12 protein-coding genes are annotated in these 14,924 nt (G+C 67.3%); 8 read left to right on the top strand and 4 right to left on the bottom strand.

Going from position 1 to position 14,924, the window contains the following annotated elements; all coding sequences use genetic code 11:
* Window positions 1–69: 69 nt before the first annotated feature.
* A complete protein-coding gene (locus ABIC51_RS31770; RefSeq protein WP_354006771.1) occupies window positions 70–663 on the bottom strand; it encodes a PAAR domain-containing protein in 594 nt (197 codons plus the stop codon).
* Between the two features lie 734 nt (window positions 664–1,397).
* On the opposite strand from ABIC51_RS31770, the gene ABIC51_RS31775 reads away from it, so the two are divergent.
* The 7 genes from ABIC51_RS31775 (at window position 1,398) to ABIC51_RS31805 (ending at window position 9,785) form a co-directional block, all read left to right on the top strand.
* Window positions 1,398–2,630: an aspartate aminotransferase family protein gene (locus ABIC51_RS31775; protein WP_027787970.1), complete on the top strand. Its 1,233-nt coding sequence runs from the start codon at window positions 1,398–1,400 to the stop codon at window positions 2,628–2,630.
* A gap of 30 nt (window positions 2,631–2,660) precedes the next feature.
* Entirely contained in the window at window positions 2,661–3,713 is a 1,053-nt protein-coding gene (aruF, locus tag ABIC51_RS31780; protein ID WP_027787969.1) for an arginine/ornithine succinyltransferase subunit alpha, read from the top strand.
* Complete coding sequence (gene astA / locus ABIC51_RS31785) at window positions 3,710–4,744, top strand: arginine N-succinyltransferase (RefSeq protein ID WP_027787968.1); 1,035 nt, start codon at window positions 3,710–3,712, stop codon at window positions 4,742–4,744. Before aruF ends, astA begins: the two co-directional genes overlap by 4 nt.
* 7 nt (window positions 4,745–4,751) lie before the next feature.
* Window positions 4,752–6,215 (top strand): succinylglutamate-semialdehyde dehydrogenase, encoded by a 1,464-nt coding sequence (astD, locus tag ABIC51_RS31790; RefSeq protein WP_175855960.1) that lies wholly within the window; start codon window positions 4,752–4,754, stop codon window positions 6,213–6,215.
* Window positions 6,216–6,229: 14 nt separating this feature from the next.
* A complete protein-coding gene (gene astB, locus ABIC51_RS31795; protein WP_021163198.1) occupies window positions 6,230–7,570 on the top strand; it encodes an N-succinylarginine dihydrolase in 1,341 nt (446 codons plus the stop codon).
* Between the two features lie 7 nt (window positions 7,571–7,577).
* Window positions 7,578–8,621 (top strand): succinylglutamate desuccinylase, encoded by a 1,044-nt coding sequence (astE, locus tag ABIC51_RS31800; protein ID WP_175897940.1) that lies wholly within the window; start codon window positions 7,578–7,580, stop codon window positions 8,619–8,621.
* Between the two features lie 369 nt (window positions 8,622–8,990).
* Window positions 8,991–9,785, top strand: coding sequence for an ABC transporter substrate-binding protein (locus ABIC51_RS31805; protein ID WP_027787964.1), 795 nt, complete (start codon window positions 8,991–8,993; stop codon window positions 9,783–9,785).
* Window positions 9,786–9,925: 140 nt separating this feature from the next.
* Here the strand turns inward: ABIC51_RS31805 and ABIC51_RS31810 are convergent, their stop codons facing one another.
* Both ABIC51_RS31810 and cdpA read right to left on the bottom strand, forming a co-directional pair.
* Window positions 9,926–11,425 (bottom strand): HDOD domain-containing protein, encoded by a 1,500-nt coding sequence (locus ABIC51_RS31810; protein WP_027787963.1) that lies wholly within the window; start codon window positions 11,423–11,425, stop codon window positions 9,926–9,928.
* Window positions 11,426–11,450: 25 nt separating this feature from the next.
* Window positions 11,451–13,193, bottom strand: coding sequence for a cyclic di-GMP phosphodiesterase CdpA (cdpA, locus tag ABIC51_RS31815; RefSeq protein WP_194290282.1), 1,743 nt, complete (start codon window positions 13,191–13,193; stop codon window positions 11,451–11,453).
* 279 nt (window positions 13,194–13,472) lie between these two features.
* Between cdpA and ABIC51_RS31820 the strand changes: the two genes are divergently transcribed.
* A complete protein-coding gene (locus ABIC51_RS31820; protein WP_021161764.1) occupies window positions 13,473–14,024 on the top strand; it encodes a peroxiredoxin in 552 nt (183 codons plus the stop codon).
* Between the two features lie 111 nt (window positions 14,025–14,135).
* Here ABIC51_RS31820 and ABIC51_RS31825 read toward each other — a convergent pair whose 3' ends face one another.
* Window positions 14,136–14,765 (bottom strand): NAD(P)H-binding protein, encoded by a 630-nt coding sequence (locus tag ABIC51_RS31825; RefSeq protein WP_027787962.1) that lies wholly within the window; start codon window positions 14,763–14,765, stop codon window positions 14,136–14,138.
* Window positions 14,766–14,924: the final 159 nt, after the last annotated feature.

Raw genomic sequence — 14,924 nt, forward strand, 5'->3', positions numbered from 1 at the left:
GCGCGATGACCCAGTTCGCGCTGCTTTACCCAGAGCGCTTTAGTATCGGAATCTGAGTTTTAACCTGCCTCACACACGAAATTCCGGATACCTCCCCCCGGTGTGCTTTTTTGCAATTGCTTCGTCTCCCCAATAGACGGTGTAGTCTCCGGATCCGTCACCAGTGTGGACGCGCGGTAGCTCGCCGCTCGCATCGAGCACGCCGGAATGGACGCGGCCGTCTGCCGTCTCGATGTAGTAGGGGTAACCCACGGGCCCTTGGGCAGCACTGCCGCTAGTCTTCGCTTCGACCTGCTCATCAAATGCGCCTTTCTTGATCGACACGATGCGACCCTTTATCGTTCTGCTCGAAATGACCTCCCCGTGACCCTTTAGCCCATCATCACACCATGCTTCACCGGCAAGCAAAGCAGTGATGCCCGGCGGAGTCGAGCAACCGCACAGGACAATATCGCCGTCTAGCGCGACTTCTCCTTGAAACTTGAGTCGATATGGCCCGCCAGCCTTTGCGATGATGCCGGTGCTTTGACATGCGATGCAGAACGCGCTACCGCCAATCAAGGCTGCTTGGTGCCCATGGACCAGGAACGGTGGTCCGCTGTATGGGCTAATTGTTCCGCCGCTTGAAAGGCTGTCGCCCACAACTGCAATTCTTCTATTCATCGTTTGGCCCTCTCGGAAAGTCACAATCGTATCGGCACGGCGCAAGTGCGCATCTCGATATTGTTCGATGTGCTTGAGATGGTGTGATCGCAACGTATGCATGAATTACCGACTGGTGATCGTCTGCTCCGCCTCATCAAGTAATGTGCTGACTGCGTCAGTCTTGCGGGCGGTGAGAGCGACAGGCTGCTTGTACATCGATTTCGCTGCGTCGCGTGCGTGCTTTGATTTCCGGAGCTGATCGGCCAACGGCACCGCTGAGGGATGCGTACCTTGCAGCCGAGCGAAGCGAGGATGGAGCTAGCGGGCGGTATACCGCTCTGTTGGGTAGGGAGTGGAGTCAGAACCATTGCTCGAACCACTCCGCGTTCCTGACTGGCGCGGACACTTAGGTGCGAACCACTCTGACGACCATGGCACCGGGAAGTCATGCGTTCTCCCAGCGCCTTTCTTTTGGTTACTTTTCTTTGGCAAGACAAAGAAAAGTAACCGCCGCCCCGCGCAGGGGCGACGCTAATAGACCGACGAGCTCACAGGTGCTTCACGACGACCCAAGCGACCCACCAAAAAACCACCCTGACACCAAATCCCACAGCCCCCCGCGCTGGAAGGGCAAAATAGCAGCAGAGAAAGGGGCTTCCGATAGAACCCGTCGCAATTCCGCAAGACGCTTGCGTCACCCTTACCTAAACTTGATCCTGTTGAACCCTCTTACGAAACCGAAAGGAACGACCATGACGACCTCGACCGTGACCCGCCAGACATTCGATGAAGTGATGGTGCCGGTATTTTCTCCCGCGCCGTTCGTGCCGGATCGCGCAGAGGGCTCCCGCGTGTGGGACACGGCCGGCCGCGAGTACATCGATTTCGCGTGCGGCATTGCGGTGACGTCGCTCGGCCACGGTCACCCGGAACTGCTGAAAGTCCTGGACGAACAAAGCCGCAAGCTCTGGCACATCGGCAACGGCTACACGAACGAGCCGGTGCTGCGCCTCGCCAAGCGCCTCGAATCGCTGACCTTCGCCGACCGCGCGTTCTTCGCGAACTCGGGCGCGGAAGCGAACGAAGCCGCCCTGAAACTCGCGCGCCGCGTCGCGTTCGACCGCCACGGCGCCGACAAGGTGGAAATCATCTCGTTCGTGCAGTCGTTCCACGGCCGCACGTTCTTCACGGTCAGCGTCGGCGGCCAGCCGAAGTACTCGGAAGGCTTCGGCCCCGTGCCGGCCGGCATCACGCATCTGCCGTACAACGACATCGAAGCCGCGAAGGCCGCGATCGGCCCGCAAACCTGCGCAGTGATCGTCGAGCCCGTGCAAGGCGAAGGCGGCGTGATCCCGGCCGATCCGGCATTCCTGAAGGCACTGCGCGAAGCCTGTGACGCGAACGACGCGCTGCTGATCTTCGACGAAGTGCAAACGGGCGTCGGCCGCACGGGCCAGTTCTACGCGTACATGGACACGGGCGTCACGCCGGACATCCTCACGACCGCCAAGGCGCTCGGCAACGGCTTCCCGATCGGCGCGATGCTGACGACCAACGAACTGGCCGCGCACTTCAAGGTCGGCGTGCACGGCACGACGTACGGCGGCAACCCGCTCGCATCGGCGATCGCCGACAAGGTCGTCGAACTGATCGGCGACCCGGCACTGCTCGAAGGCGTGCGCGAACGCAGCGTGCGCCTGAAGGGCGCGCTCGAGCGCATCAACGCACGCTTCGGCATCTTCAAGGACGTGCGCGGCAAGGGCCTGCTCGTCGGCGCGGAACTCACTGCCGCGTTCGATGGCCGCGCGAAGGACTTCGTCACCGCGGCAGCAGAAAACGGCCTGATCATGCTGATCGCCGGCCCGAACGTGCTGCGCTTCGTCCCGTCGCTGGTGATCCCGTTCGACCTGCTCGACGAAGGCGTCAAGCGCTTCGAGAAGGCCGTCGAACAAGTGCTCGCCGCCCAGGAAGCCACCGCGCGCTGATCGGCGCACCCATCGCAGACAGGAACGACGATGCTATTTGTTCGCCCCGGCAAACTCACGGATCTCGATGCGCTCGCGCACATGGCGCGCACCGCGCAACCGGTCCTGCACTCGCTGCCGCACGACCGCGCGGCGCTCGAAGCGCGCGTGGCGCTCTCGGAGGATTCGTTTCGCGCGGACGTCGACTTCGCCGGCGAGGAGTTCTACCTCTTCGTGCTCGAGGATTCGTCGACGGGCAAGCTGCTCGGCACGGCGAGCATCGTGGCCGCGGCCGGTTACTCGGAGCCGTTCTACGCGTTCCGCAACGACGCCTTGATCCACGCGTCGCGCGAGCTGCACGTGAACCGCAAGATCCACGCGCTCACGATGTCGCACGAGCTGACCGGCAAGAGCCGGCTCGCGGGCTTCTACGTCGATCCGTCGCTGCGCGGCGACGCGGCCGCGCACCTGATCTCGCGCGCCCGGATGATGTACATCGCCGCGAACCGCCGCCGCTTCACGCCGGAAGTGTTCACGCTGCTGCTCGGCGTGAGCGACGACACGGGCGCGTCGCCGTTCTGGGAGGCGGTGGGCCGCAAGTTCTTCGGCCGCGACTTCACCGACGTCGACATCGCGTCGGGCGGCCGCAGCCGCACCTTCATCGCGGAAGTGATGCCGGCGTATCCGCTCTACGTGCCGCTGCTGCCGGAAGCCGCGCAGCGCGTGCTCGGCGAACCGAACGAATCGGCACTGCTCGCCTACGACATCCATCTCGAGGAAGGCTTCGAGCCCGACCGCTTCGTCGACATCTTCGACGCGGGCCCGGTGCTCACCGCGCAGGTCGACCGCACCGCGTGCGTGAAGCACGGCACGGAGCGCGTCGTGCGCGAGGCCGCGCACCAGCAGGGCGACGTTGCGTACATGGTGTCGACGGGCAGCGGCGAATCGTTCCGCTGCGTGCTGGCCGACCTGCCGGGCGATGCGGCTGACGCACCGCTCGCCGGCGACGTGCGCGCGGCGCTCGATGTGAAGGATGGCGATGTCGTGCGCTGCGTGCCACTGCACCGCCGCGACGATGAAGATTTGAAGGGAGACGCAGCATGATCGTCGTTCGGGTCGTACAAACGGGCGACGTCGACGCGCTCGTGTCGCTCGCGAAGGAAACCGGGCCGGGCCTGACCACGTTCAAGCCCGACCGCGACGCGCTTGCCGCGCGCATCGAGCGCACGCGCCGCACGCTCGAGGGCGAGGCCGCCGCAGGCGAAGCCGGCTACTTCTTCGTGATGGAAGAATCGAAGACGGGCGACATCGCGGGCGTATGCGGGATCGAGTCGCAGGTCGGCCTCGAACAGCCGTTCTACAACTACCGCGTGAGCACGGTCGTGCATGCGAGCCAGGAGCTCGGCGTGTGGACGCGCATGCACGCGCTGAACATCTCGCACGACCTGACCGGCTACGCGGAAGTGTGCTCGCTGTTCCTGAGCCCGCGTTATCGCACGGGCGGCGTGGGCGGCCTGCTGTCGCGCTCGCGCTTCATGTTCATCGCGCAGTTCCGCGAACGCTTCCCGGAACGCATCTGCGCGGAACTGCGCGGCCACTTCGACGAAGACGGCACGTCGCCGTTCTGGCGCGCCGTCGGTTCGCACTTCTACCAGATCGATTTCAACGCGGCCGACTATCTGAGCTCGCACGGCCGCAAGTCGTTCCTCGCGGAACTGATGCCGCGCTATCCGGTGTACGTCGACCTGCTGCCGCAGGACGCGCAGGACGCGGTCGGCCTCACGCACCGCGACACGCTGCCGGCCCGCAAGATGCTCGAGGCGGAAGGGCTGCGCTACCAGAACCACGTCGACATCTTCGACGCGGGCCCGGTGCTCGAATGCCACGTCAACGACCTGCGCACGGTGCGCGAGAGCGTCGTCGTGCCGGTCGCGATCGGCGTGCCCGACGCGCAGGGCGATCATCCGCCGACGTCGCTCGTGTCGAACACGTCGCTCACCGATTTCCGCGTCGGCGTCGCGCCGGGCGTGGTCGCGAACGGCTCGTTCGTGCTGTCGGCCGACGATGCCGCCGCGCTCGACGTGAAGGTCGGCGATCCGGTCCGCGTGCTGCCGCTCAAAGTCAAACAGGGATAAACGAATCATGACGGAACTCTTCATCGACGGCGCCTGGGTCGCAGGCTCGGGCCCCGTGTTCGCTTCGCGCAACCCGGGCACCGACGAGATCGCATGGCAGGGCGAAAGCGCGTCGGCGGCCGACGTCGACCGTGCGGTCGCGAGCGCGCGTCGCGCATTCGCCGGCTGGTCGGCGCTCGACTTCGAATCGCGCTGCGCGATCGTCAAGCGTTTCGCCGCATTGCTCAATGAACGCAAGGAAGCGATCGCGACCGCGATCGGCCGCGAGACGGGCAAGCCGCTGTGGGAAGCGCGCACCGAAGTCGCGTCGATGGCCGCGAAGGTCGGTATCTCGATCCAGGCGTACCAGGAACGCACCGGCGAGAAGCGCCAGGACATGGCCGACGGCGTCGCGGTGCTGCGCCACCGCCCGCACGGCGTCGTCGCGGTGTTCGGCCCGTACAACTTCCCCGGCCATTTGCCGAACGGCCATATCGTGCCCGCGCTGATCGCCGGCAATGCGGTCGTGTTCAAGCCGTCGGAGCTCGCGCCGGGCGTCGCGCGCGCGACGGTCGAGGTGTGGCAGGAAGCCGGGCTGCCGGCCGGCGTGCTGAACCTCGTGCAGGGCGAGAAGGACACGGGCGTCGCGCTCGCGAATCACCGGCAGATCGACGGGCTGTTCTTCACCGGCAGCTCGGATACCGGCACGCTGCTGCACCGCCAGTTCGGCGGCCGTCCGGAAATCGTGCTCGCGCTCGAGATGGGCGGCAACAATCCGCTCGTGATCGGTGAAGTCGAGGACATCGACGCGGCCGTCCATCACACGATCCAGTCGGCGTTCCTGTCGGCGGGCCAGCGCTGCACGTGCGCGCGCCGCATCTTCGTGCCGCAGGGCGCGTTCGGCGACCGCTTCCTCGCACGCTTCGCCGACGTCACGTCGAAGATCACGGCCGACGTGTTCGACGCCGATCCGCAGCCGTTCATGGGCGCGGTGATCTCGGCGCGCGCGGCCGCGAAGCTGGTCGACGCGCAGTCGCGCCTGATCGAGCAGGGCGCGAAGCCGATCATCGCGATGACGCAGCGCGATCCGCGCCTGGGTTTCGTGAACGCGGCGATCGTCGACGTGACGGGCGTGGCGAACCTGCCCGACGAAGAACACTTCGGCCCGCTCGCGCAGATCGTCCGCTACGCGACGTTCGACGAAGCGATCGAGCGCGCGAACGACACGGCGTTCGGCCTGTCCGCCGGCCTGCTGGCCGACGACGCGAACGCATGGGACCACTTCCGCCGCACGATCCGTGCGGGGATCGTCAACTGGAACCGTCCGACCAACGGCGCATCGTCCGCCGCGCCGTTCGGCGGCACCGGCCGCTCGGGCAACCATCGCCCGAGCGCGTACTACGCGGCCGACTATTGCGCGTATCCGATGGCGTCGGTGGAAAGCACGCAACTGACTTTGCCCGCGAGCCTGTCGCCGGGCCTGCACTTCTGATCGAGGGAACGACGATGAACGCACAAGAAGCCAATTTCGACGGGCTCGTCGGCCCGACCCACAACTACGCCGGCCTGTCGTTCGGCAACGTGGCGTCGCTCAACAACGAGAAGTCGGCCGCGAATCCGAAGGCCGCCGCGAAGCAGGGGCTGCGCAAGATGAAGCAGCTCGCGGATCTCGGCTTCGCGCAAGGCGTGCTGCCGCCGCAGGAGCGGCCGTCGCTGCGCCTGTTGCGCGAGCTCGGCTTCTCGGGCAAGGACGCGGACGTGATCGCGAAGGCCGCGAAGCAGGCGCCCGAACTGCTCGCCGCCGCGAGCTCGGCATCGGCGATGTGGACCGCGAACGCGGCCACCGTCAGCCCGTCGGCCGACACGAGCGACGGCCGCGTGCACTTCACGCCGGCGAACCTGTGCAGCAAGCTGCATCGCGCGATCGAACACGAAGCGACGCGCCGCACGCTGTCGACGCTGTTCGCCGATCCGGCGCACTTCGCGGTGCACGAAGCGCTGACCGGCACGCCGGCACTCGGCGACGAAGGCGCGGCGAACCACACGCGCTTCTGTGCCGAATACGGCAAGCCGGGCATCGAGTTCTTCGTGTACGGCCGCGCGGAATATCGCCGCGGCCCCGAGCCGAAGCGCTTCCCGGCACGCCAGACGTTCGAGGCGAGCCGCGCGGTCGCGCATCGCCACGGGCTCGCCGAAGAGGCGACGGTGTATGCGCAGCAGGACCCGGACGTGATCGACGCGGGCGTGTTCCACAACGACGTGATCTCGGTCGGCAACCGCGACACGCTGTTCACGCACGAGCGCGCGTTCGTCAACAAGCAGGCGATCTACGACACGCTGACCGCCGCGCTCGACGCACGCGGCGCGCGCCTGAACGTGATCGAGGTGCCCGAGGCGGCCGTGAGCGTGAACGACGCGGTCACGTCGTATCTGTTCAACAGCCAGCTGCTGTCGCGCGCGGACGGCTCGCAAGTGCTCGTCGTGCCGCAGGAATGCCGCGAGAACGGGAACGTCGCGGCTTATCTCGACGAACTCGCGGCCGGCAACGGCCCGATTCACGACGTGCTCGTGTTCGACCTGCGCGAAAGCATGAAGAACGGCGGCGGCCCCGCCTGCCTGCGCCTGCGTGTCGTGCTGAACGATGCGGAACGCGCGGCCGTCACGTCGAACGTGTGGATCAACGACACGCTGTTCACGTCGCTCGACACGTGGATCGACCGGCACTATCGCGATCGCCTCGCACCGGAAGACCTCGCCGATCCGGCGCTGCTCGACGAATCGCGCACGGCGCTCGACGAGCTCACGCAGATCCTGCGCGTCGGTTCGCTGTATGACTTCCAGCGCTGAGGCACGGATGCCGGCCAACGCGCTGCTCGACGACTTCCTCGCGTTCACGCTGGCCGGTAGCGCGCCGTCCGCGACGGAAGGCACCTGCGCGGCCGGCGCCGTGCGCTGGTCATGGCGCGGCGACGGTCTGCTCGCGCTCGAACCGGCCGCGGCCGCCGGCGTGGCGCGCCCGAGCGTGCTCGTGTCGGCCGGCGTGCACGGCGACGAGACGGCGCCGATCGAGCTGCTGTCGATGCTCGTGCGCGATCTCGCATCGGGCGCGCTGCCGCTCGCGTGCCGGCTGCTCGTCGTGCTCGGCAACGTGCCGGCGATGCGTGCCGGCGAACGCTATCTCGACGACGACCTGAACCGCCTGTTCAGCGGCCGTCATGCGCAGGTGCCCGCCAGCCGCGAAGCACCGCGCGCCGCGCAGCTGGAAGCGGCGGCCGTCGCGTTCTTCGCGGACGCGCCGGCCGGCGCCGCGCGCTGGCACATCGACATGCACACGGCGATCCGCGCGTCGGTGTTCGAGCAGTTCGCACTGCTGCCGCACACGGGCACGCCGCCGACGCGCACGATGTTCGAATGGCTCGGCGACGCGCGGATCGCGGCCGTGCTGCTGCATACCGCGAAGGGCAATACGTATTCGCATTTCACGGCCGAGCGCTGCGGCGCGCTCGCGTGCACGCTGGAACTCGGCAAGGTGCGCCCGTTCGGCCAGAACGACCTGACGCGCTTCGCACCGGCCGATCGCGCGGTGCGCAAGCTCGTGTCGGGCGTGGCGGGAGATGCGGTCGCGCAGGGCGATCATCCGCCGCTGCCGCGCGTGTTCACGGTGATCGACCAGATCACGAAGCAGAGTGATGCGCTGGAGCTGTTCGTCGCGGCCGACGTCGCGAACTTCACCGCGTTTGCACGCGGCACGGTGCTCGCGCAGGACGGCGACTACCGCTACACGGTGACGCACGACGAGGAGCGGATCGTCTTTCCGAACCCGACCGTGAAGCCGGGCCTGCGCGCGGGCCTGCTCGTCATCGACACGACGCGCGAGACGATCGCGGCGCTTATTTGAGCGCATGTCCCGACCGGCTGCTGATTGCGCTGCCGCGACGGCACGCGGCCCGCGCCTGACCCGCAACCTGCCGGTATCCCGTCGTCGTCGCCCGCATGCCGGGGGCCGACGGCACGCGCCCCCGGCTTGCGTATTTGCGACACCGTTTTGCAAGTTCGGCGAATCGCCTGACCGGCGCCGCGCACGCAGCGCAGCATCGCGCGACGTCGCCCGCTTTGCCATATCGGGCCGCGCGGATTGGTACAATCGCGGCCTTGCGGCTGTTGCGCCGCATCACGGCGTGGCATCGCGATTGTCGTGGTCATCCGACCCTGCAATGATGCAAGCGCCCGTAGTTCCGGAACATTCGAGTATCGAGGAGAGCACCTGATGAAGTTGGATTGGCGTAAAGTGGCCGCGCATGCGGCGGTGGCGGCATCGGCGGTGGCGGCAGGCAGCGCGTTTGCCGCGGATCTGAAGGAGATCCGTTTCGGCGTCGAAGCCTCGTACGCGCCGTTCGAATACAAGACGCCCGACGGCAAGCTGACCGGCTTCGATATCGACATCGGCAACGCGGTGTGCGCGAAGCTGAAGACGAAGTGCGTGTGGGTCGAGAACGACTTCGACGGCCTGATCCCGGCGCTGCAGGCGCGCAAGTTCGACGCGATCAACTCGGACATGACGATCACCGACCAGCGCAAGCATGCGATCGCGTTCACCGATCCGATCTACACGATTCCGAACCAGCTGATCGCGAAGCAGGGCAGCGGCCTGCTGCCGACCCCGCAATCGCTGAAGGGCAAGCGCGTCGGCGTGCTGCAGGGCACGATCCAGGAAGCGTACGCGAAGAAGAAGTGGGCACCGGCAGGCGTCGAGGTCGTGCCGTACCAGACGCAGGACCTGGCCTACGCCGACCTGAAGTCCGGCCGTCTCGACGCGACGTTCCAGGACGCGGAAGCCGGTTCGAAGGGCTTCCTGGCGAAGCCGCAAGGCCAGGGCTTCGCGTTCGCCGGCGGTACCGTGAGCGACGCCGAGATCCTCGGCTCGGGCGTCGGTTTCGGCCTGCGCAAGAACGACGCGGCGCTGAAGACCGCACTCGATCAGGCGCTGAAGGACCTGAAGGCCGACGGCACGATCGACAACCTCGCGAAGAAGTACTTCAGCGTGCCCGTGACGCTCAAGTAAGCGTTGCGTTCGATCGCACGATGCAAGCAAACCGGCCGCTCATGCGGCCGGTTTGCTTTTGCAGGCGGGGAACGGTGTGAAGCGGGATGCGAAACAGGGTGTGAAACCGCCGAAAACGGCGGGGAGCGGCCGGCGCCGCGTCACGCCGGAAAGAACCGGCCCAGTTCGCGCGCGAGCTCGTTGAGCACGCCCATCTCCTGCTGCGTGATCTTGCGCGCGGGCTGCGCGCCGGCCCAGTCGCCGTACAGCAGCGCGACGGTCGTTGTGCCGACGCGCACGGGCAGCAGCACGAACGCGCGCGTGTCGTCGAACGCGTCGAGATACCACGCGGGCAGGCGCTTGAGCATCTTCGGCTCCCGTGCCTGCTCGATGAAGATGCCGACCGAGTTCGAGATCGCGAGATGAAACACGTCCGGCTCGAAGCGCTCGTCGAAGCGCAGCCGGTCGAGCATCGTATCGACGCCGGGGCCGAAGCCGAGGCGCGCGGCGAACATGCCGTCGTCGTGACGCACGAACATCACGGTGCGCGTGAACGCGAGGCCGGCCAGCAGGCTTTCCGACGCGAGCGCGAGTACCGGCGTCAGCACGTGCTCGGACGGCAGCGCGCGCAGGTCCGCGAGGCCGGCTTCGAGGCATGCCTCGGGCTCGGCCTGCGCGCGTGCGATCGCATCGGCGTTCGCGCGCAGCTCGACGATCTCGCGCATCATGGTGTCGCTCGCTTCCTCGCGCGCGAGCCGCTCGGCGATCTCGACGAGCGCGTCGGGTTCCATGCCGAGTTCCGCGCCGTAGTGCTGCGCGAGCGCCGCGATGCGCGCGTCGCGCTGCGGGCTCGCGGGCATCACGAGCGCGCCCGCGACGTCGGTCGAGCAGCGGCTGATCTCGCGCAGCCAGCGGACGCGCTCGGTCGGGCCGTCGTCGGACACCTCGCCCGCATCGAGGTCGTCCTCGTCGTTGCCGAACGCGTCGGTGCGGACCACGTGGTCGTGGTCGGCCATCCCCGCGCGGATCACGTCGGGCAGCCGCCAGCGCGCGGCCGCCTCGAGCCCGATCTCGTCGAAGCCGACGCCGAGCACGTCGATGCAGGCGGCTGCTTCGTCGCCGTTCAGTTCGGCCGCGCGGCGGCGGATCCGGTCCCATTCGCTGTCGAGATAGCAGACCACGAGCAGCTTGCCGACCTGGCGCATCAACGTGCAGACGACGGCTTCCTCGCCCGCGCGCAGCTCGACGCGTTCGGTGAGCTTGCGTGCGACGCAGCCGGACAGCAGCGCGCGGTTCAGTTCGAGCTTCGCGTCGATGCGCCGCGGCGTGCTGTGGTGGAAATGGTCGACGAGCTTGAGCCCGACGACCAGGTGGCCGACGGCATCCATGCCGAGCACCATCAGTGCGCGGGTCACGGTCGTGATGTTGCCGCCGAACGCCATGTACATCGCGGAGTTCGCGAGCCTCAGCACTTTCTGCGTGAGTGCGAAGTCCGACAGCACGACGCGCACGAGCGCGGTGAAGTCGAGGTCGTCGTTCTTCATCGCGGCCATCGTCGCGCGCAGCGATTCCGACAGCAACGGGAAATCGCCCCGTTCGTTCATCCGGGCCCACAGCTTGTCGAGCAACGCGGTGCGGGGCAGGTGTTCGGTGATTGACATACGGATCTGTCCGGTTCGCCGCGCGTCAGGCGGCGGCGTGCAGGTGCAGCTGATGGGCCTCGAAGCGCCGCGCAAGCTCCTCGGACGGCAGCGCCTGGCAGACGAGCCAGCCCTGGATATGGTTGCAGCCCATTTCCGTCAGCAATTCGCGCTGCGCCTCGGTCTCGACGCCTTCCGCGACGAGCTCGAGATCGAGCGTCTGCGCGAGGCCGACCACGGCCGACACGATCGCGCGGTCGTTGCGCGAGGTCAGCAGGTTCTCGACGAAACTGCGATCGATCTTCAGCTTCGCGAGCGGGAAGCGCTGCAGATACGCGAGGCTCGAATAACCGGTACCGAAATCGTCGATCGCGAAGCGGATGCCGAGATCGGTCAGCTCCTCGAGCAGCCCCTTCGCCTGCGCGGGATCGTGCATCAGCAGGCTTTCGGTGATCTCGAGCACGATGCGGCGCGGGTCGATGCCCGTCAGCGCGATCGCCTCGCGCACGCTTTGCGTGAAACGCGGGTCGCGGAACTGCTGCGGCGACACGTTGACCGCCACGTACTGCAGCGCGAGCCCCTGGCGGTCCCAGGCGACGAGCTGCATGCACGCGGCCTTGAGCACCCAGTTGCCGAGATAGTTGATCAGGCCGATCGATTCTGCGAGCGGAATGAAGGTCGCCGGCGGCACGAGGCCGTGCACCGGATGGCGCCAGCGGATCAGCGCCTCGACGCCGACCACCGCGCCCGACTGGCTGCGCGTGATCGGCTGGAAATGGAGCGAAAACTCGCCGTTGCGCACGCCGTCGTACAGGTCGGCTTCGAGCTTCAGCCGTTCGGCGTCCGCCGGGTCGTCGACGGGCGCGTGGAACGCGAGCGCGTTGCCGCCCGACGCCTTCGCCTGCGCGAGCGCGTGATCGGCACGGCGCAGCAGCGGGCTGTGGTGCTGCGCGCGATGCGGGGCGGCGCGCTCGTCAGGGTAGAGCGCGATGCCGATGCTCGCGGACAGGTGCACGGTCTGCCCCTGGTACACGTAAGGCTGGCGCACCGCGGCCTGCAGCCGGCGTGCGAGTGCATCGGCGGCATTGCTCGCCTGCGTGCGGTCCGGCGCACTGAGCACGACCGCGAACTTGTCGCTCGCGACGCGCGCGAGCTGTTCGTTCTGCGTGACGAGCGCCTTCAGCCGCTGCGCGGTTTCGCGCAGCAGCGTGTCGCCCGCGTCGTAGCCGAGCGCGCGGTTGATCCGCTGGTAGTCGTCGAGGTCGAGCAGCAGCAGCGCCGCGCAGGTGCCGCCCTCGTCGGCGGCCTGCTGCGCGCGCATCAGCGCGGGCACGAGCGCGGACAGGTTGTCGAGGCCCGTCATCGGGTCGTGGTGCATCTCGTAGGTCAGGCGCGCCTCGAGCGCGCGCCACGACGACACGTCGAACGCCGCGATCGCGAACCCGTCGACCCCGTGGTGGCGGCTCTTGAACGCGCGGATCTCGACGTCGAGCGGGTAGGTCAGCGATTTCACGATGCACATCGTCGCCTTCTCGACCTGGCCGGAACGCGCGGCGCGCGCAAGCAGGCCTTCGAGCGCCGCGGTATCCTGTTCGGCGATCAGGTCGCGCAGCGTCAGCGTGTGCAGGTAGTCGCGGTGGTAGCCGATGAAGCGCAGGCTCGCGTCCGACACGTAAAGAAAACGCAGTTCACGGTCGACATGGGCGAGGAAATCCACCGTGCCAACCGTCTGTTCCAGCCAGTTGCGTACGGAGTCGTCGCGGCGCGGGGCGCCGGCGCGCGCGGGCATCAGCGCGCCGCCCGACCAGGCGAAGCGGCGCAGCGTATGCAAGGCGCTGCGCCAGGAGCCCTTGCGTGACGTCTGTTTCCTGTTGGCTTCCATGTTTCTCGCTGACGTGAAGGGCTGGAACCGGTTGTCCGGAAGGAATAACGGCAGACTGTGCGGAATCTTTAACGGGCCGGGCGCGGATGGCGCTGCCGCAGGTCCGAATCGGTCACGCAAGTGTTCGACAGGCGAACGCCCGCGTGGCCCACATCGAGGCTGACTTTATAAGAAATGAGGATGCAGATGAAGCGAAAACTGTTGCTGGGCGCCGCCGTGGCGGCGCTGGTGGCCGGTCATGCACTGATGGCGCAGGCGGAACTGAAGCCGGGCGCCGCGGCGCCCGATTTCACGACGCAGGCGTCGCTGGGCGGCAAGACCTACACCTACGCGCTCGCGGACGCGCTGAAGCAGGGGCCGGTCGTGCTCTATTTCTACCCGGCTGCGTTCACGAAGGGCTGCACGATCGAGGCGCACGCGTTCGCGGACGCAGTCGACCGTTACAAGGCTTACGGCGCGACGGTGATCGGCGTATCCGCCGACAAGATCGACACGCTGACGAAGTTCTCGGTGAGCGAGTGCCGGAGCAAGTTCCCGGTCGCGGCTGATCCGGACGCGAAGATCATCCGGGAATACGACGCGAAACTGCCGGCGATCGACCGCGCGAACCGCGTGTCCTACGTGATTTCTCCGGAAGGGAAGATCCTCTACGAATACACGAGCATGTCGCCCGACAAGCACGTCGAGAACACGCTCGCCGCCGTGAAGGCGTGGGCCGACGCGCATCCGAAGCAGTAAACGGGGCACCGCGGCACCGGGGCACCGCGTGCGTCAAGCGTCGAGGCGGCCCGTCGTGCGGGCCGCCGGTACGGATCGGCGCGCCGCCGCGCGGCGGCGCGTGTGAGGGCGCTAGGCGCGCAAGGCCTGCTCGATCGGCACGCTGCCGCCGACGAAGCCGACGATCTTGCGCGAGATGCCGAGCTTGATCGCCTCGATCGCGGCCCAGGCGACATCCTGGCGTGACACGGGCGGGGCGCCGTCGAACCACGCGTCGGTCAGCGCGATCTTGCCGACGCCCGGGTCGTCCGTAAGCGGGCCGGGGCGCAGGATCGCGTAGTCGACACCCGACGCGATCACGCGATCGTCGCCTTCGCGCTTCATCTGCGAATAGTGGCGCAGCGCGTCCGGGCCGAGTTCGGGCCGGTACGCGGACAGCGAGCTGATCACCACGAGCTTCTGCGCGTTGTAGGCCAGCGTGTATTCGGCCGCGCGGGCGACCGCGTCGCGGTCGACCTGCTCCTCTTCGGCCGCGCCTTCCGATTCGGCCGATCCGGCTGCGTAGATCACGTGCGTGATGCCCTGGAATGCGTGCGAGAAATCGTTCGTCAGATCGGCCTCGACCACCCGCGCGCCCGCCAGCGCATAGCCGTGCCGGCGCACGAGCGCCGTGACCTCGAACTCCGGCTGCTTGAGCAGCAGATCCGCGCAGGCCTGGCCCGTTCGGCCGGTCGCGCCAATCAGCAGTACCTTCGTCGTCATGAAACCGCTCCTTGCTCGATGCGTCGTCCTCCCAGATAGGGACGGACGACCGATAACTCAAGTGTAATGTCGATTTGCCCGTGCGGCGGGTGTGTATTAAGGGGCGTACCGGCGACGGGCCTTCCTGCCGCCATTCGTTCACACGGATGCGGGAATGAC

This window comes from Burkholderia sp. 572, assembly GCF_040545135.1.
In the GTDB taxonomy this organism is placed as follows: Bacteria; Pseudomonadota; Gammaproteobacteria; order Burkholderiales; family Burkholderiaceae; genus Burkholderia; species Burkholderia cepacia.